At 39.3% G+C, this 19,615-nt stretch carries 19 protein-coding genes; 1 reads left to right on the top strand and 18 read right to left on the bottom strand.

Annotated elements, in window-relative coordinates; genetic code table 11:
- Positions 1-39 precede the first annotated feature (39 nt).
- Positions 40-621 (top strand): ATP-dependent Clp endopeptidase proteolytic subunit ClpP, encoded by a 582-nt coding sequence (clpP, locus tag Q9306_RS14270; protein ID WP_020061713.1) that lies wholly within the window; start codon positions 40-42, stop codon positions 619-621.
- Positions 622-1,075: 454 nt separating this feature from the next.
- Here clpP and Q9306_RS14265 read toward each other — a convergent pair whose 3' ends face one another.
- The 18 genes from Q9306_RS14265 to uvrA all read right to left on the bottom strand — a co-directional run bounded on the left by Q9306_RS14265 (position 1,076) and on the right by uvrA (position 19,610).
- Positions 1,076-1,333, bottom strand: coding sequence for an HPr family phosphocarrier protein (locus tag Q9306_RS14265; protein WP_306199511.1), 258 nt, complete (start codon positions 1,331-1,333; stop codon positions 1,076-1,078).
- Between the two features lie 21 nt (positions 1,334-1,354).
- A complete protein-coding gene (gene whiA, locus Q9306_RS14260) occupies positions 1,355-2,305 on the bottom strand; it encodes a DNA-binding protein WhiA (protein WP_306199509.1) in 951 nt (316 codons plus the stop codon).
- An 88-nt stretch (positions 2,306-2,393) separates the two neighbouring features.
- Positions 2,394-3,347 carry a gluconeogenesis factor YvcK family protein gene (locus Q9306_RS14255; protein WP_306199507.1) on the bottom strand — a complete coding sequence of 318 codons (954 nt, stop codon included), beginning with the start codon at positions 3,345-3,347 and terminating at the stop codon, positions 2,394-2,396.
- Positions 3,348-3,350: 3 nt separating this feature from the next.
- Positions 3,351-4,232 carry an RNase adapter RapZ gene (gene rapZ, locus Q9306_RS14250; protein ID WP_306199505.1) on the bottom strand — a complete coding sequence of 294 codons (882 nt, stop codon included), beginning with the start codon at positions 4,230-4,232 and terminating at the stop codon, positions 3,351-3,353.
- Positions 4,233-4,250: 18 nt separating this feature from the next.
- On the bottom strand, positions 4,251-4,709 hold the full coding sequence (locus Q9306_RS14245; RefSeq protein WP_028411235.1) for an NUDIX hydrolase: 459 nt from the start codon (positions 4,707-4,709) through the stop codon (positions 4,251-4,253).
- 153 nt (positions 4,710-4,862) lie between these two features.
- Positions 4,863-5,564, bottom strand: coding sequence for a LutC/YkgG family protein (locus Q9306_RS14240; protein ID WP_306199502.1), 702 nt, complete (start codon positions 5,562-5,564; stop codon positions 4,863-4,865).
- The gene (locus tag Q9306_RS14235; RefSeq protein WP_306199501.1) at positions 5,564-6,979 is read right to left on the bottom strand and encodes a LutB/LldF family L-lactate oxidation iron-sulfur protein; all 1,416 of its coding nucleotides are present in this window, start codon (positions 6,977-6,979) and stop codon (positions 5,564-5,566) included. Before Q9306_RS14235 ends, Q9306_RS14240 begins: the two co-directional genes overlap by 1 nt.
- 2 nt (positions 6,980-6,981) lie before the next feature.
- On the bottom strand, positions 6,982-7,713 hold the full coding sequence (locus Q9306_RS14230; protein ID WP_306199499.1) for a (Fe-S)-binding protein: 732 nt from the start codon (positions 7,711-7,713) through the stop codon (positions 6,982-6,984).
- Between the two features lie 342 nt (positions 7,714-8,055).
- Positions 8,056-8,862 carry a DUF368 domain-containing protein gene (locus Q9306_RS14225; protein ID WP_306199497.1) on the bottom strand — a complete coding sequence of 269 codons (807 nt, stop codon included), beginning with the start codon at positions 8,860-8,862 and terminating at the stop codon, positions 8,056-8,058.
- Between the two features lie 314 nt (positions 8,863-9,176).
- The gene (gene trxB, locus Q9306_RS14220; protein ID WP_306199495.1) at positions 9,177-10,127 is read right to left on the bottom strand and encodes a thioredoxin-disulfide reductase; all 951 of its coding nucleotides are present in this window, start codon (positions 10,125-10,127) and stop codon (positions 9,177-9,179) included.
- An 84-nt stretch (positions 10,128-10,211) separates the two neighbouring features.
- Positions 10,212-11,723 (bottom strand): tetratricopeptide repeat protein, encoded by a 1,512-nt coding sequence (locus Q9306_RS14215; RefSeq protein ID WP_306199493.1) that lies wholly within the window; start codon positions 11,721-11,723, stop codon positions 10,212-10,214.
- A 122-nt stretch (positions 11,724-11,845) separates the two neighbouring features.
- Positions 11,846-12,358, bottom strand: coding sequence for an acyltransferase (locus tag Q9306_RS14210; RefSeq protein WP_306199491.1), 513 nt, complete (start codon positions 12,356-12,358; stop codon positions 11,846-11,848).
- A gap of 249 nt (positions 12,359-12,607) precedes the next feature.
- Positions 12,608-13,246 carry a pyrophosphatase PpaX gene (ppaX, locus tag Q9306_RS14205; RefSeq protein WP_306199489.1) on the bottom strand — a complete coding sequence of 213 codons (639 nt, stop codon included), beginning with the start codon at positions 13,244-13,246 and terminating at the stop codon, positions 12,608-12,610.
- 217 nt (positions 13,247-13,463) lie between these two features.
- The gene (gene lgt / locus Q9306_RS14200; RefSeq protein WP_306199487.1) at positions 13,464-14,276 is read right to left on the bottom strand and encodes a prolipoprotein diacylglyceryl transferase; all 813 of its coding nucleotides are present in this window, start codon (positions 14,274-14,276) and stop codon (positions 13,464-13,466) included.
- 46 nt (positions 14,277-14,322) lie between these two features.
- A complete protein-coding gene (gene hprK, locus Q9306_RS14195) occupies positions 14,323-15,252 on the bottom strand; it encodes an HPr(Ser) kinase/phosphatase (protein ID WP_306199485.1) in 930 nt (309 codons plus the stop codon).
- 172 nt (positions 15,253-15,424) lie between these two features.
- On the bottom strand, positions 15,425-15,799 hold the full coding sequence (locus Q9306_RS14190) for a phage holin family protein (RefSeq protein WP_306199483.1): 375 nt from the start codon (positions 15,797-15,799) through the stop codon (positions 15,425-15,427).
- A gap of 334 nt (positions 15,800-16,133) precedes the next feature.
- Positions 16,134-16,445, bottom strand: a complete 312-nt coding sequence (locus tag Q9306_RS14185) for a magnetosome magnetite crystal formation protein family (protein ID WP_306199481.1) — start codon at positions 16,443-16,445, stop codon at positions 16,134-16,136.
- Between the two features lie 294 nt (positions 16,446-16,739).
- Positions 16,740-19,610 (bottom strand): excinuclease ABC subunit UvrA, encoded by a 2,871-nt coding sequence (gene uvrA / locus Q9306_RS14180; RefSeq protein WP_306199479.1) that lies wholly within the window; start codon positions 19,608-19,610, stop codon positions 16,740-16,742.
- Positions 19,611-19,615: the final 5 nt, after the last annotated feature.

Here is a 19,615-nt window from a genome sequence, read left to right as displayed (position 1 = left end):
TTATAAAACTAACAAATGTGTTAAAGGAGGAAGTTACACATGAATTTAATTCCTACAGTTATTGAACAAACAAATCGCGGGGAACGTGCTTACGATATTTACTCTCGCTTATTAAAAGACCGCATCATTATGCTTGGAAGCGCAATCGACGACAACGTAGCAAACTCAATCGTTTCTCAGCTTTTATTCTTAGAATCACAAGACCCAGAGAAAGATATTCATATATATATCAACAGTCCTGGCGGCTCTATTACAGCAGGTATGGCAATTTACGATACAATGCAATTTATTAAACCAAACGTATCTACAATTTGTATCGGTATGGCTGCATCTATGGGTGCTTTCTTACTTGCAGCTGGTGAAAAAGGAAAACGTTTCGCACTTCCAAACAGTGAAGTTATGATTCACCAACCACTTGGCGGTGCACAAGGACAAGCGACAGAAATCGAAATCGCTGCAAAACGTATCCTATTCTTACGCGATAAACTAAACAAAATCCTTGCTGAGCGTACAGGTCAAGATTTAGAAGTAATTGAGCGCGACACAGAGCGTGACAACTTCATGACAGCAGAAAAAGCATTAGAATACGGCTTAATCGATAAAATCTTTACAAACCGCTAAGAAAAGCGGAGCCGACTGTCCAGTCCCATCGGCTAAGGTTCTTTCGCACAGAAGATGCTTTTTATCTTCTCGTGCGGAAGGTTCTTAGACGCAAGGGACTAGGAGGCGGAGCTAGATCAGAAGAAAAGCGGAAGCGGCTCGCCCAGAATCGTAGGACGTTGGAGCCCCCGACAGAGAGGTGCTTTTTACCTCGTCGGAGGGGGCGAAACGACCGGAGATTCTAGCCGCTGGAGCTAGATCAGAAGAAAAGAGCTATCATTTACGATAGCTCTTTTTCATTTATCGGCGTTTTTTCCGATATATCGGCGATTCGACACAACTTATCGGCGCTTTTTTCATTATATCGGCGATTCGACACGGGATAAAGACCCCTCGACTGCTTTCGACAGGCGAATAGCCCAGTCACCGAAACGCAGCGCACAATAAAAAGCTATCGCACATTCGCGATAGCTTTTTATTGTTCTTTTTGCACATAAGCAACAAGTGCTTCTAGTGCTGCTGCCTCATCTGATCCTTCTGTTGTAATCGTAACTTCACATCCAGATCCAACGGCTAAGCTCATAATCCCCATAATACTCTTAGCATTGACCGTTTTGCCGTCTTTCTCCATAAAAATATCAGCTTGAAAACGATTTGCTTCTTGTACAAACAACGCTGCCGGACGTGCTTGTAATCCAGTCTTCAACAGCACCTCTACCCGTTTTTGAACCACTGTTCCATTCCCCTTTTCCTTTTATTTTTTTACAACTGCTTCACCAGCGCGTAATTTCTCCGCAATGTCATCAATTTTACGCAAACGATGATTGATACCCGATTTACTAATGTTTCCCCCAGATACCATTTCTCCTAGTTCTTTCAATGTAACATCTTGATAATTGATACGCAGCTCTGCGATTTCACGTAATTTATCTGGTAAAAAATCAAGTCCAACAGTCTCGTCAATATAACGAATATTTTCAATTTGTCTTAAAGCTGCACCAATCGTTTTATTTAAGTTTGCTGTTTCACAGTTCACAAGACGATTTACAGAATTACGCATATCACGCACAATTCGAATATCTTCAAACCTTAAAAGAGCGCTATGAGCCCCAATAATATTTAAGAACTCGGTAATCTTTTCCGCTTCCTTTAAATACGTAATGTACCCTTTTCGTCTTTCTAACGTTTTACTGTTTAACGCAAACTCATTCATCAACTCACATATCGCATCATTATGTTCCTTGTATAACGAGAAAACTTCTAAATGATACGATGATGTTTCCGGATTATTAACGGAACCGCCAGCTAAAAATGCCCCGCGTAAGTACGATCGTTTACAACACTTTTTCTCAATCAATTCTTGTGAAATATCACGAATAAACGAAAAGTCCTCTCGTACAATGTGCAAGTCTGCTAAAATCTCACGCGCTTTTTCAACTAAACGAACGATGTACACATTATTTTTCTTTAAGCGCATTTTCTTACGCACAAGTAGTTCAACTGTCACGTTATATCCTTTTTTCAATAATGTATAAATTCTTCGAGCAATCGCTGCATTTTCTGTTTGAATGTCAATGATTACACGACGGTTTGAAAAGGAGAGTGAACCGTTCATACGAAGTAATGCTGACAACTCTGCTTTCTCACAGCATTCCTTCATTTCGAGCTTTGTTAGCTCCTTCTTTGTTTCTGATGCAAAGGACAACCGTTTCACCTCCTAGCAATGATAACCTACTACCCTAAATGAATTTGTAGCGTTACCTCAAAGAAGTAACGCTTTATAAACTTACAAGTTATATTAGTGAATATAAAATCGAAGCTAGTTTTATCGTATCATGACGCACAACTTGATCATCATACTTTGCTAAACAACCTTTAATCAACTTAATATTATGTGCAGCAAAACGCTCTTCATCGATTGCAACTGGTTCCGACATTTCTTTCGCATAACGCCCTAATAATTGAGATGGGATTGGTTCATCGTTCACGATTGCTGTATCGATAAACGCTTCTCCAAGATGATCATGTAATGCTTTCACATGGTCAAACGCTGTATATCCCATTGTTTCACCAGCTTGGGTCATAACATTACAAATGTATGCTTTCTTCGCTTTTGCGCGAAGAACCGCATCTCCAATTTTTTTCACCATTAAATTTGGCAAAATGCTTGTATACAAACTTCCTGGTCCAAATAGAAGTAAATCCGCTCTTTGAATTTCCATTAACGTTTCATGAAGCGGCTCTACTTCCCCCGGTGTTAAAAAGACACGGTTAATTTTTTTCCCGTAATACGGAATTTTTGATTCCCCGCTTACAATTTGACCATCTTCCAATTCCGCATGCAAAACAACACTTTGATTTGCAGCTGGAAGTACACGCCCTCTCACATTTAACACTTTACTCGTTTCCGTAATGGCATGAAAGAAATCACCTGTAATAGCTGTCATTCCAGCCAACAATAAATTTCCAAGCGCATGTCCTGTTAATCCTTCTCCCGATGTAAAGCGATGCTGAAATAACGCCTCCACAAGGGGCTCCACATCAGACAACGCAACAAGCACATTACGAATATCTCCAGGAGGCGGAATTTCCAATTCATCCCGAAGTCTTCCAGAGCTTCCCCCATCATCAGCAACCGTTACAATCGCCGTAATGTCGACAGGATACGTTTTTAAACCGCGTAGCAAAACGGATAGACCCGTTCCGCCCCCCATAATAACGATTTTCGGTTTCCTCTCTTTTCCCATCTCTTAATGTCCCTTTCTCTTCTCCACATCACGATGAGATACATGAGTTGTATATTCTTGCTTCAAATGTTTCGTTAAATATTCTGCAAGTGTAACAGATCGATGTTGCCCTCCTGTACATCCAATCGCAATAACAAGCTGACTTTTTCCTTCGCGCTTATAATGCGGAAGCATAAAGGAAATAAGGTCTGTTAACTTCTCTAAAAACTTGTGCGTTTCGTTAAATTTCAGCACATATGACGATACTTCCTCGTCAAGACCTGTTAATGGCTTCATATGTGGAATATAGTATGGATTTGGTAAAAAACGAACATCAAATACTAAATCAGCATCAATTGGAATACCATATTTAAATCCAAATGACATTACGTTTACACGAAATGCTTGTTCACCCTCAGTTGAGAATAATTGAATGATCTTTTCTCTTAGCTCTTTCGGCTTTAATTCCGATGTATCAAGTACAATATTCGCACGCGCCTTCATATCTGTTAATAACGAACGCTCTGCTTCTATTCCCTTTAACGGAAGACCCGTCGGAGCAAGTGGATGTGAACGCCTTGTTTCTTTATAACGAGTTACAAGTGTACTATCTTTTGCATCTAAAAATAAAATATGCGGAATAATCCATGTGCGTTCTGTTAAATCATCAAGCGATCCCCATAAATGATCAAAGAACTCTCGCCCGCGTAAATCAATACCGAGCGCTACTTTATTCATTTTCCCTTTCGAGTCTGCCATTAATTCAACAAACTTCGGCAACAGCATAGGCGGTAAATTATCGACGCAAAAATACCCTAAATCCTCAAAGCTTTGCAGGGCAACCGTTTTTCCTGCTCCAGACATTCCTGTAATAATAACCATTTTAATATCATTATGCGCGTCCATTATATCCCCCCTCATAGCTTAACTCGGATCTAACCGATACGAAAGTAATTCAAAGTCTGGTGTATATACAAATGTACCGTAAATAATACCATTTCCTTTAATTAAATAATCAATAATATGATAATCTCCCGGTGCCATTGGCAACTCATCAATCTTATCAAATGTATGCCAGCCTATTATCCCTTCTTCGCTTTGCAGTTTATTTTCTCCTGCAAAATCTGTCGCTAAGAAAGAAAACATCATCCATTCGGAAACAACCTTGTCTCCTTCTTGGATTACGAAAGTGAAGACACCTTTTAATGCTGGATTTTTCAAATAAATACCCGTTTCTTCGCGATATTCGCGAACAACCGATTCTCTTACCGTTTCCCCGCGCTCCATTTTACCACCTGGAGCAACCCACCAGTTTCGACGAGGCTTTTGTAATAGAAGAACTTCATTATCCTTAATTAACACACAGTTTGTCACTCTTTGCAAACTTCTTCACCTCAGCTACTAACGGAGAAATCCCCATTATATACTTCCTTCATTATACTATCAAATACAGTTTGTCACAACGAAGGAACCCCATGTCTACAGCAAATGAAAAAAGATGATGGGAGACGATTCCCATCACCATATAGTAAATAATTATTGATCATCCACAATAATATACGCTGTTCTTATTGGCCCATGTACTCCTACGACAAGATTCATTTCAATATCAGCACTGTTTGACGGACCAGAGATAAAATTCAAACAAGATGGAGGGGCTTCACCTTCAACATTTTGACGATGAATCATCTTTGTAGCTTGTGTTAACCTAGGGACGATCGTACTTTTCGGGACAATAGCAATATACGATTCAGGAAGAAGACTAACGTGTCTCCCTTTCATTCCATCATTATATAAAACGACGGTTCCTGATTCCGCAAGAGCAATATCACAAAATGTAATTCCAAGATCAGCTGTTTTCGCGAATTCAATACTCTCTTCCTTATGAGCTAAATCCCATTTATGAAAATGCATTGCCTCTTCATTTGTAAAAGTATTACTAAGATTATATTCATCAAACCGTTCATCATGTGAATAAATAACAGATTTGATATTCCATTCTTTCATAAAGTAGTGTAATGTTTCTGCAAGATTAGCCTTGTTTGTTCTCAGAACTTCTGTATGAATCGTTTCACAATGTTCCATCAACTTCAATACAAGCTCATCCTTCGTTAATCCGTCAAAAACGCTCCATTGCGGAGAAACAGACCAGCTCGGTTTTTCTACGGTTTCCGGACGTTTCCTCCCAAGTCTTTCGGATAGCTTAGCTAAAAATGTTTCGCGATTTTGAATAGCCATTACCGATCCTCCCTTGACCGCTTTTCAAACCAATCTCTAAACAGTTGTTTTTTCGGAGCTGGAAAGTCCCTTGCTTTTGTCCAAGCTTTTAACGGTCCTACCCCGCGCTCAATTTTATCTCCTTTTGTAAAAGGCTTTAATGCATACGGAGCTGTCCTCGCCGCTAACGAGAACGACCTCGAACTCTTCACCATTTTTTCAAAGCCTTTCATCGCCATATCCCAAGCTACAGGAGACTTTTTTGCTTCCTCTACAATCTGCCTGCGATGCTGAATTAATAATTCATGTAAAGGTATTCGCACCGGACATGCTTCCGTACAAGCTCCGCAAAGGCTGGATGCATAAGGCAAATCCTTGTACTCATCGTATCCGCCTAAAAGCGGCGTCAAGACAGCACCAATTGGCCCTGGATAGATTGAGCCGTATGCATGTCCTCCGATATGACGATATACTGGACACACATTAATACATGCCGCACAGCGAATACATTGCAAAATACTTTGAAACTCTGTTCCTAAAATATTAGAACGGCCGTTATCAACAATCACTAAATGAAATTCCTCTGGTCCATCTGTCCCCCCAGGTTCCGTTAAACCTGTAATATAACTTGTTAACTTTTGCCCGACAGAGCTTCGGCACAAAAGCGTTACTAACACATCAAGTTCTTGCCATGTTGGGACAATCCGCTCCATCCCCATCACGGTAATTAACGTTTTCGGAATGGTCGTAACTAATCTGGCATTCCCTTCGTTCGCGACAATTGAAATAGACCCGGACTCCGCAACAGCAAAATTACATCCCGTCACGCCTACATCCGCTGTTAAAAAATCATTACGCAAATAGTTCCGGACAAACCTCGCCATTTTTTCAGGATCAGCCGTTCCGGTATAGCCTATTTTTTCTTTAAACAACTCGCAGATGCTTTCTTTATCTTTATGAAGACACGGAACAACGATATGTGATGGCGGATCATGATCATTAATTTGTAAAATAAATTCCGCTAGGTCCGTTTCTAATACTTCTCCGCCAACTTCTTCAATTGCTTCATTTAGACTAATTTCTTCCGTTACCATCGATTTTGACTTTACAATTTTTTTTGCGTTTTTCTTTTTTATAATCCCTTTTACATATTCCCTTGCATCTTCAGCAGTCTCTGCGAAATACACAGAACCACCATTTTCCTCAATCTTTTCCGTGAGTTGATATAAATAATAATCAAGATTTTCTAATGTATGCTTTCGGATTTCTTCTCCTAAAGAACGCCATTCCTCCCAATTTCCAAGACTCTCAGTCGCTTTTAATTTCTTACTTCTAAGACCATCTTGCGCTTTCTTAACTGCATTTCTCATAAATTGATCCCCGATACCTGTTTCAGTACGTTTATGAAAAGGATCGTTCCCAATTTTCATTCCCATTTTTAGATCCCCTCTCTATCCTCATTTAATACTTGCGCAATATGTTTCACTTCAATTGGGTAACCATGACGGGTTAATCGCCCTTTTATATTCATTAAACAGCTGCAATCCATCCCGATTAACACTTCCGCACCCGTTTCCATAATATGCTTCACTTTTTCCTCAACCATCTCCTCAGAGATTTCCGCCATCTTCACTGCGAATGTACCGCCGAATCCACAGCAATCATAATTATGAGACAACGGAACAACTTCCAAGCCTTTTACATGTTTTAATAATGTTTGAGGAGGCTCTTTAATATTCATTAACCGGCTCATATGACAAGATGTATGAACGGTTGCTTTTTTATGCAGCTTTGCTCCTAAATCTTCTTTTCCTAATACCTCTACAATAAACTGTGTAAATTCATATGTTTTCTTTGCAAGTTCCGTAGCTTTTTCGCGCCATTCTGTTTCACTTTCAGAAAATAAACTTGAAAACTCGTGAACCATCATAACGCAAGAGCCTGATGGTGCCACAACATACTCTGAACCAGCAAATGCTTCAATCATATGCTTTGCAGCTGTTTTCGTTTCTTTTTGATATCCGCTATTATAAGCAGGCTGACCACAGCAAGTTTGTTTTTTAGGAAAATCGACTTCACAGCCTAAATCTTCAAGAATTTCAACAACATCTTTTCCTACTTCTGGATAAAAAACATCAGCAAGACACGTAATAAATACCGACACTCTCATGTAGACACCTCCAAATAGGATCTTCATCCCCACCTATCTTCTTCTCTTTTTTGTGACAGGGGACTTACTGTTTGCGAATGGCGGGGTAATAAAGGAAAGCATTCTTTTCATTTTTCACTTATGTATAAACTCAAGTAACTTCTTCAAATCTACCTCTTTTGTATATTATTGGTAAAAACACAAAAATTATTAACAAAAATAATAACTAATCTCTTTTCCGACATGGAAGTCGATGCTATGCAGAATACAACATGCCCTCCACTCGCTTCCTCCCTTAAAAAGAAAGGATTTTAAGCTTTTACAAATAAAAAAATAAGTGATTGAGGGCTATCCCTCAATCACTTATTTCTTACTAAAATATGATACAATCGCAAATCCTAAAATAAATGTAATAATAGAACTTACAATCGATATACCACCTGTTGGAATACCAGGAAACACGACTGCAATTGATCCAATCACAAGTCCAATAATTGCCGCAAATGTCGCGCTCTTAAAATGCGTTAATAAATAGCTAATTCCTTTACTACTCACAACGAACCCTACCATAACCCCCGCACCAATTACCGCAATTAATGGTAGATTCAATGTTGTTAAAGCTTGAATCGCTGTCGGATACACGCCAATAAGTAATAAAATAAATGATCCACTAATCCCTGGAAGTAGCATAGCCATACTAGCCATCCAACCTGCCAAGAATAGCCCGATCGTATTTAAAATTGTTAACGTCGTAATTGGATCTGCTGCTTTATCCGGCTTAAAAAATGCAGTTACCGCTACAAGAGCTGCTGCAACAAACAATATAATAATATGGCCTGCTTTAAATTCTTCTTTCGCATTGGCTTCCTTCATTAGCATTGGTACAATACTCAAGATTAAACCAAGGAAGAAAAACTGCGTTGGCCCATAATGATTTTCCAGTAAATACTTAATTACATGACTTAACGTCAAAAATGCTGCCCCTACACCAGCAGCAAGCGGAATTAAAAATCCTAAATGTTTTTTCCACTCACGACTAAAGAATCCGCTAATTGCAGCAAGTAGTTGCTCATAAATCCCAAGTACAACGGCAATCGTTCCACCGCTAACACCAGGAATTAAATCGCTAACACCCATACAAAACCCACGATATACATTACGCCATTCCATCTTCTACACATTCCTCATTTCTTTTGAACATTTTTTCGCAAATTAAAGTATAACAACAAACACAAAAGAGTACGAACAGAATGACCTAATATATATGACATCTCTATAACAATTCAGGCTTTGAAATCCTATATAAATTGCTAAACGCAAAGTTCACATATCGAATTTACTCGAATGGTCTTTATCCCGTGTCGAACCGCCGATATAATGAAAAAAGCGCCGATAAGTTGTGCCGAATCGCCGATATATCGAAAAAAGCGCCGATAAATGAAAAAGAAGCTACCTCAGTAAAGGCAACTTCTCTTCTCGGGTTATTAATTTTCTACTTTTAACTCTTCTAATAGGCATTCTACGTAATGCTGCGCACTTTGCGCTGCAATACTTCCATCACCTGTTGCTGTTACAATTTGACGAAGCATTTTTTCACGAATGTCACCAGCTGCGAAAATACCAGGAACTTTCGTTTCCATACGTTCATTTGTTTCAATATAACCATTTTCATTTGTAATACCTAACTCTGCAAATGGTTTAGAAAGTGGTAACATACCAACATAAATAAATACGCCTTCTGTTTTAAACTCTTGTTCTTCACCACTGTTTACATCTACAAGTGTTACGCTGCCTACTTTTCCGTTTGCTTCATTAATTTCTTTTACAGTGTGGTTCCAAATGAAATCAACTTTTTCATTTTGGAAAGCACGGTCTTGTAAAATCTTTTGTGCACGTAATTGATCACGACGGTGAACAATTGTTACTTTCGTTGCAAAGCGTGTTAAATACACACCTTCTTCAACAGCTGAGTCGCCGCCGCCAACAACAACAAGCTCTTTCCCTTTAAAGAATGCACCGTCACATACTGCGCAGTATGATACGCCGCGTCCGCCAAGTTCTTTCTCGCCTGGAACACCAATTTTCTTATATTCCGCACCGCTCGCTACAATAATTGCGCGTGCTTTATATTCTTTCTTTCCAGCGATTACTGTTTTATATTCTTTTCCATCAATAATTTGTTTCACATCACCGTATGCATATTCTGCACCGAATTTCTTCGCATGTTCAAACATTTTATTTGATAAATCCGGTCCTAAAATATGGTCATAACCTGGATAGTTTTCTACTTCTTCTGTATTTGCCATCTGTCCGCCCGGAATACCGCGCTCTAGCATTAACGTACTTAAATTTGCTCGAGATGTATACACAGCTGCTGTCATTCCTGCTGGACCAGCTCCGATAATAATTACATCATAAATTTTTTCTTCTGCCATATTTTTCATCTCCTGTTCTTAACGCTCTTGTAATACCCTCATTATACTGTCAGCAATGCTTTTTTCCCAATGATTTGCTTGCTCTTACGCATGCACACATCTTACTGCTTGCACATACTTTCGTACAGTTGCTACCGATACATTATATATATTCCCAAGCTCTGCCTGCGTCAATTTATCGTGGCATTCGCCTCTTACAATATATTCAACTGCCGCTGACCAGCCATATACATTTGTAAACGCCGTTCCGCTCGTGTATAAGCGTATAAATGTACAAAACCAAAGATGTAAACACTCTTCAATCAGCTCATCATCTTTTTTAGTATAGTTGTATAAAGCATCTGCAATGTGAACGCATTGTTCAAACGGCTGAAGCCCTTGCGGAATACTTTTATGACTATTAATTAAAAAGAAATAGTGCGCAAGCTGTGATACGATTGGAACACGCTTAGGAGATTGCATCACATCAAAGAAAAAGCCGATTTTCTCTGGTGTTGTCAGCTCATTCATTAAATATAAAGCCAGCATTTGTTCTTCTAATGTTTCACTTTTCTGAAAAGATTGCTGCAGTTCTCGAAATAAAATATTTTGGCCTTCATCTGCTAAATTAATAGCATTCCAAGGCTCCTTTCCTTTTTTATCAGGATGTAACTCCACGACATGCGCCCACATTTTCTCTGCTGTTTGTTCATCATTTACCATATAAGCAGAATATGCAAACCAGTAATAAAAACTAACATCACCTTCGTAACCTTGACGCTTTAAAATTTTCAACCATTTATATGCGCTTTCGAAACGACCAATTGTCGCAAATGTTGTCCCTAGTTTCACACGATGTTCAAATGACATCGGATACACTGTCTCCAATTGCTCTGCTAACTTTTCTACTTGCTTATATTCCCCAATAGAATATAGAAAAATAAGCGTATTACATAAGGCATGAATATTCCCTGGATTCTTCTCTAAAATGAGCTCTGTCATTTTCAATGCTTGATCAACATTGCCAAGCTGAAAATGAGCAATTGCTAAATTATTATGTGCCGACCAAAATTCCGGATATTCCGTTATAACACCTTCAAGCGTCGCAATTGCTTCCTCTAATTGACCGTTCCGAATATAATGATTTGCTTGCTCTTGCATCACAATTAGCCCATCTTCATCCTCAAGTTCCGGTGCATCCATTTCTTCTTCTTCAATAATCTCTAAAAGCTCCATCGTCTCTGCAATAAACTCTTGATCCGTCGCAATTTCTAAATACCGCTCTGCATACTTTTTTGCTTGTTGAAATAGACCAAGATACGCATAATTATTTGCCATAAAATAATAGCATTCTTCTATTTGTTCACCCGTACGAACAATTTGTAATAATAGTTGATTCGATTCGTGATACTCTCCCACTTCTGATAATGCCGTTGCTAATTGACATAAAATAAACGGCTCTTTCTGACTTTGTGCCGCTCTTTTAAAATATTTAATTGCATCGTCTAAATGATGATTGCGATAAGCCTTCATTCCTTTATCATAAAAGAAATCGGCTAATTGATTAAAAGAAATAACTTGTCCGTTATCTTTATGAATTTCTTGATTTTTCCCCATAGATCCTCCATTATTTCATTCTTCTATCTATAAGTATAAACGATTCTTCTAAAAACAAAACAGTATATTATACGCAAATATTTCCTTTTCATTCCCGAAAAGAAAAGGAAAATGTTACATTTCTAACATTTCCCTTCTCTCGCTACCATTTCCTCTTTCGTATAAATAACACGCATCGGATTTCCACCAACGAAAGCACCGCTCGGTACATCACGATGAACAAGTGTACCCGCTGAAACAATCGCTCCATCTCCAATGACAACGCCCGGTAAAATGGTCGAATTTGCTCCAATCATGACTTCGTCTCCAATGATAACTTCACCAAGGCGATATTCTGTAATTAAATATTCATGAGCTAATAATGTTGTATTATAACCAATAATCGAATTACGCCCAACCGTAATTTTCTCTGGAAACATAATATCTGGCATAACCATAAGTGCAAAAGAAGTTTGCTCTCCAACTTTCATTCGCAAAAATGTACGATATAACCAATTTTTCATCCGTAAAAACGGAGTATAACGCGCAAATTGAATGACAATGAAGTTTTTCATCACTTTCCAAAATGAAACAGTCTTATATACGTTCCATAATGAATTTGCCCCTGACACAGGATAGCGTGTTGTCCGTCGCACCATTCTCTCCCCTTTTGCGCTTCACTTCATTGTTTTATTAATTTCTCAACCTATAAGTCGCTGCTATGCAGAAAAAAGGAGTCCTCTACTTTCTTTCTCCCTTTGTTTAAACTTTGCATGTGGCAGAAAAAGGCCCTGACCGCTTCTATGCATAGCCAGTCCCTCTCTCCCACCTAAAAAAGGGCTTGTTGTCGGTTTTCCAACTTTTATTTATATAAATCACACGTCTCGACTCTCATCAGAAAAAAATTAGTGAGGCAAGATCGTTAACAAGTCACTCATTTTTTCTAACATATAATCTGGTTTATAAGACTCTAAATATTCGCGTCCTTTAATTGTCCACGCAACAGCTGCTGTCTTCACACCAGCATTTTGTCCGCCCACAATATCGTGATGATTATCTCCTACCATTAACGTTTCTTCTGGCTTTGCCTCTAATAATTGCAACGCTCTTTGAATCGGTTCTGGATGCGGCTTCACATGCTCTACATCATCAATTGTCACCACAACATCAAAAAACTGTTTTAATTTCGATAACTTTAATCCCATTTCAACAGTCTGACGCGCCTTCGTTGTTACAATCCCAATCTTATACCCATTCTTTTGAAGTTCCTGGACAGTTTCATACACTGTTTCATACTCTTTGACTAGCTCATCATGATGTTCATGATTAAAGTTACGGTAACATTGAATGAGTTCTTCTACTCGGCTTTCGTCAATTTTGCTGAATGTATCATGCAATGACGGGCCAATAAACGGCAGTACGTCTTCACGCTTATACTGATTTGGATAGTACTTTTCTAAAGTATATAAAAATGAAGAGATAATAAGTTCGTTTGTATTAATCAACGTTCCATCCAAATCAAATAACACTGTATTGATGTTCATCTTTTCCACGTCCTTTGTTGTTGTAGGATAAAGTGAAACTTCCATTCGAAGTTGCCTTTCCCTTCGAATGGTTAGCCCGCCCAACCCTGGTTCTTACAAGCAGTCCCCCTTCTCGTAGTTCCTTCTGCACTTACTGTTTGTTAAAGCGGGATATGAAAAGAAGCAGCGCCGTATGTATGACGCTACTTTTTTCTCATTCACCACTGAAGTTCTATCATTATTTTTCTGAATATCGTTTATCCGCATACCCCATTTTGCGTCTCACAACAACAAAAATAATAGAGACGAGAATTAAGACAATGGATACAACTTGTGCAATGCGAAGCGGACCAAGCATTAAACTATCTGTGCGCAATCCTTCTACAAAGAAACGTCCGATAGAGTACCAAGTTAAATATGTGAAAAATAATTCTCCGCGGCGTAAATTTGCTTTTCGAAGAAACAGAAGTAAAATAACCCCAGCAAAATTCCACAGTGATTCATATAAAAATGTTGGGTGGTAATACACACCATCAATATACATTTGATTCACAATAAACTGTGGTAAATGTAAATTTTCAAGAAATTGACGCGTTACCTCACCGCCATGAGCTTCTTGATTCATAAAGTTGCCCCAGCGGCCAATCGCTTGTCCAAGCAAAATACTTGGTGCTGCAATATCTGCCAGCTTCCAAAAAGATAGACCGCGTACTTTTGCAAATACAATTCCAGTAAGAACCGCACCAATTAATCCGCCATGAATCGCTAAACCACCTTGACGAATGTTAATAATTTGACTCGGGTTTTGGGAATAATAGTCCCATTCGAAAATAACATAGTATGCACGTGCACAAACGATTGCAATCGGCACTGCAATTAGGACCAAATCAATAAACGTATCTTTCGGAATACCGAGACGCTCTCCTTCGCGGGTTGCAAGCCATAATCCAAGCAACACAGCCGTACCAATAATGACACCATACCAATAAATTGGAAACGGCCCAAGCTGAACTGCCACGCGATCAAGCTGCGGTACAGAACCTAACAGCATATTCTCTACTCCCTTCCTATTCCACTAATGGAAGTTTCACTTATATTTAATTTTGATCTCCTAGTTCAATCGCGCTCATTAGACGCTCTGAAAATTGTTGCGCTGCATTGACGCCCATACGTTTTAAACGGAAATTCATCGCTGCTACTTCAATAATGACAGCTAAGTTTCGACCTGGTCGTACTGGAAGGGTAATCTTTGTAATCTCTGTATCAATAATTTTCATTTTTTCTTCATCTAAGCCAAGGCGATCATAGTTCTTCTTTTGATCCCAAATCTCAAGATTAATCACAAGTGAAATACGTTTATGATTACGTACTGCACCTGCACCAAATAACGTCATAACGTTAATAATGCCAAGTCCACGAATTTCAAGTAAATGCTCAATTAACTCCGGTGAACTTCCAACTAGTGTATCGTCATCTTCCTGGCGAATCTCTACACTATCATCAGCAACAAGACGATGTCCGCGCTTCACAAGCTCAAGTGCTGTTTCGCTTTTCCCGACACCACTTTGTCCTGTAATCATTACACCGACGCCGTAAATATCAACTAATACACCGTGAATAGCTGTTGTTGGCGCCAATTTACTTTCTAAATAGTTCGTCAAACGGCTTGATAAACGTGTCGTTTTTAACGGTGAACATAATATCGGCACACCGGTCTGACGAGATGCTTGCATTAGGTCCTCTGGTACATCCTGACCGCGCGTTACGATAATGCACGGTGTTTCTTCTGTACAAAGCGCTTGCATGCGCATTTTCTTTTGTTCGTCTGTTAATGTATCAAAAAAAGTAAGCTCGGTTTTCCCAAGAAGCTGCACACGATCAGCTGGATAATATGTAAAAAATCCCGCCATTTCAATTCCAGGGCGTGATAAATCACTTGTATCAATGGGACGATGAATTCCTTCCTCACCACTTACTAATTCTAACTGAAAATGTTCAATTAAATCTTTCGTACGAACTTTTGGCATATATAAACCTCCACGTTGCGGAATGTATCTAGGCAGCGTACTACCATTCTACCCGCTATTGTACCATTTTTTTCTTCAAACAAGAAATACGGTTTCTTTTGAAAAAGAAAAAAAACATTCCACGCTTTGCGCAAAATGTTCTACGTTTTGTCGGATACTTTCTGCCGTCCAATTAGTCTTTCTCATATAACGGTTCAATGATCACTTTTTCAATTAACATATTTAAAATTGAAATAAAAATCGCTGCCATAATCGCTGCACCAAATCCAGATAAATTAAATGCATCACCAAGTAACGAATCTGTAATTTCTAGCGTAATCGCATTAATAACGATTAAGAAGAAACCAAATGTTAGCACAGTAATTGGCAGGGTAATTAAAATTAATAACGGTTTAACAAACACATTTAAAAGAGACAAAATAATACTTGCAATCACTGCTGTTTGTATATTCGCTATTTCAAACGCACCTGGTGCAAATATTTTGAGAAGACCTGATACAACGATTAGCACAATACTGTTTACAATAAGTGATAAAATCAATCTCATGTTCTTTACACTTCCTTTTCACTAGGGACAATGACTACTCAAACTACATATATAAATGCAAATTGAAAAAACGACATAAAAACCCCCTTTTTTTATAGGGGAGGGTGATAGCGTCTGGCCGCGTATAAGAGCGGTCAGGGTCTTTTCCTGCCACATGCCAGGTTTGAAACAAAAGGAGTAGGCCAGTAGCCGGCATGTTGTATTCTGTATAGCAGCGATTTGTGTGTTAAAAAATCAAGGTGGATTTATATATACTAACAATAATACGTCAACTCTGCCCAAAATACCAAGAACAAATGCAACTGCATATAAGATTCCCCTTACAGACAATCCCTTACTCATTCGCAAGCAACTGTACACCTTTCACAATATTCCAGATAAAAATAACAAGGTTTACAAATCCAAATAACAACAGGGCAATAAGCACCATCACACCAATTTGTTCTGGTGTGTTCATCACAAATCCAAATAGAAAAACGAGAAATAAACAAAAGAACGGTAATAAATGCGAAATGAGTGCTTTCTTTGCATGAGATTTCACTTCTTCATGAGGAACAACAAAATACACAATGATTGGAAATAATAACGGAGCCACAAAAATACTAAAATAACAACAAGACGCTAACACTTTTTCGGTAGAACCCACATCCTCATCTCCTTTGGATGTATATAAAGTGAAACTTCCATCAGTGGGGAGTTATCCCCCACCTATCTTCTTAAGAAAAGCGGGAGCGGCTCGCTCAGAATTGCAGGACGTTGGAGTACCCGACAGAGAGGCGCTTTTTGCCTCGTCCGAGGGGGCGAAACGACCGGAGATTCTAGCCGCTAGAGCTGGACATTGATTCTCTCTAAATCTTGAGGTGGGGGATTACTGACCACAAATAGCGAGATAGCAGAAAACATGTAACAGAGAAGCAGCGCCCCTCGGTTACATGTTCCTTTACTGTGTTAATTCTACTTCTTTTACTTTTTCTTTCATACGTGCTGTATCACGTTCTAAAACATCTTTTAAATACTTGCCTGTGTAAGAACGCTCTTCTTTCACAACTTGCTCCGGCGTACCTGTTGCAATAATTTGTCCGCCCTTATCTCCGCCTTCAGGACCAAGATCAATCAAATAATCTGCCGTTTTAATAACATCTAAGTTATGTTCAATAACAAGTACCGTTTCACCATTATCAACAAGACGCTGAAGTACTTTTAATAGACGAGCGATATCATGTGCATGAAGCCCCGTTGTCGGTTCATCTAAAATGTACAACGTGCGGCCTGTTGAACGGCGATGCAACTCAGATGCTAATTTCACGCGCTGCGCTTCTCCGCCCGACAACGTCGTTGCCGGTTGACCGAGCTTCATATAACCAAGCCCTACATCCACAAGCGTTTGGAGCTTACGTTTAATTTTCGGGATATTCGCAAAGAACTCTACCCCATCTTCAATTGTCATTTCTAACACTTCAGAAATGTTTTTATCTTTATATTTTACTTCCAATGTTTCACGATTATAACGTTTTCCATGACAAACTTCACATGGAACGTACACATCTGGTAAGAAGTGCATTTCAATTTTAATAATCCCATCACCGCGGCACGCTTCGCAGCGGCCACCTTTCACGTTAAAGCTAAAACGCCCTTTTTGATACCCGCGAACCTTTGCTTCATTCGTTTGTGCAAACACATCACGAATATCATCAAACACACCTGTATATGTCGCTGGGTTAGAACGCGGTGTACGCCCAATTGGGGATTGATCAATATCAATTACCTTGTCTAAATGCTCAAGGCCCTTAATTTCCTTATGCATACCAGGCTTACTCTTCGATTTGTATAGTTTTTGAGCCACTGCTTTATATAGCACTTCATTAATTAATGTACTTTTCCCTGAACCAGATACACCCGTTACAGCAACAAATGTGCCAAGCGGGAATGAAATCTTCGCATTTTTTAAGTTATTTTCCTTCGCCCCAATGACCTCAATCTTACGACCATCACCTTTGCGGCGCTCCAGCGGAACTGGAATAAACTTTTTACCTGATAAGTATTGTCCTGTTAGCGAATTATCATCATGCATTACTTCTTGCGGCGTCCCAGCTGAAACAACTTGGCCGCCGTGAATACCTGCACCAGGACCAATGTCTAATAAATAATCCGCAGCCATCATTGTATCTTCATCATGCTCAACTACAATAAGCGTGTTTCCTAAATCACGCATATTTTTCAGTGTTTGAATTAAGCGATCGTTATCACGCTGATGTAAACCGATAGAAGGTTCATCAAGAATATATAATACGCCCGTTAAGCTTGAACCGATTTGCGTCGCTAAGCGAATACGCTGCGCCTCTCCGCCCGATAATGTTCCAGCTGCACGGCTAAGCGTTAAATAATCAAGTCCCACGTTAATTAAGAAGCTAAGACGCTCTTTAATTTCACGCAAAATAAGTTTCGCAATACTTTGTTGCTTTTCCGTTAATTCGATATTTGTAAAGAACTCGTGCGCGTCTTTCACAGAAAACTGTGAGACTTCCGCAATCGTTTTTCCACCTACAAAAACAGCTAAGGTTTCTGGCTTCAAACGAGCGCCTTTACATTTCGGACAAGCTTGCTCCGCCATATATTTTTCCATTTGTTCACGAATATAATCAGAGCTCGTTTCTCGGTAACGGCGCTCAATGTTCGGAATGACACCTTCGAAAATAATGTCGCCTTCCTTTACTTGACCAAAGTCATTCACATAACGGAAGTACACTTTTTCATCTCCGCTTCCGTATAACACCTTTTCAAACAAATGTTTCGGAATATCTTTTACGGGTGCATCCATATCAATGCCATAATGGTTACAAACAGACTTTAGCAACTGCGGATAATATTGCGAACTTGACGGTTCCCAAGGTGCAATTGCATGGTCGTTTAATGATAAATCCCAGTTTGGAATGACTAAATCAAGATCTACTTCTAACTTTGAACCAAGACCATCACAAGACGGACAAGCACCAAACGGACTGTTGAAAGAAAACATGCGCGGCTCAAGTTCACCAATAGAAAATCCACAATACGGACAAGCGTGATGCTCACTAAACAGCAACTCTTCTTCTCCAATCACATCAATTAAAACGCGGCCTTCACCAAGCTTCAAAGCCGTTTCTAATGAATCGGCAAGGCGACCGGCAATCCCTTCTTTCACTACAATACGGTCAATGACAACTTCAATGGAATGCTTTTTATTTTTATCTAACGCAATTTCTTCCGATACATCAAGCATTTCTCCATCAACACGAACGCGGACATACCCTTGCTTTTTAATATCTTCTAACAGCTTCACATGCGCACCTTTACGACCTGATACAATCGGCGCAAGCACTTGTAGTTTCGTACGCTCTGGATATTCTAAAATACGATCTACCATTTGCTCAACTGTTTGCGATGTAATTTCAATGCCGTGATTTGGACAAATCGGCGTTCCGACACGCGCAAATAATAAACGTAAATAATCGTAAATCTCCGTCACCGTTCCAACCGTTGAACGCGGATTGCGGCTCGTCGTTTTTTGGTCAATTGAAATGGCCGGTGATAACCCTTCAATTGCATCGACATCCGGTTTATCCATTTGCCCTAAAAATTGCCGCGCATACGCCGATAGCGATTCTACGTACCGACGCTGCCCTTCTGCATAAATCGTATCAAATGCCAACGATGATTTCCCTGAACCAGATAGCCCTGTTACAACAACAAGCTGATTTCTCGGAATGGTGACATCTATATTTTTTAAGTTGTGGGCTCTCGCACCTTTTACAACGATAAAATCTTTACCCATTGTCT

The organism is Bacillus multifaciens, from assembly GCF_030756675.1.
GTDB classification, from domain to species: Bacteria; Bacillota; Bacilli; order Bacillales; family Bacillaceae_G; genus Bacillus_A; species Bacillus_A multifaciens.
This window is presented reverse-complemented; position numbering and strand designations above follow the sequence as displayed.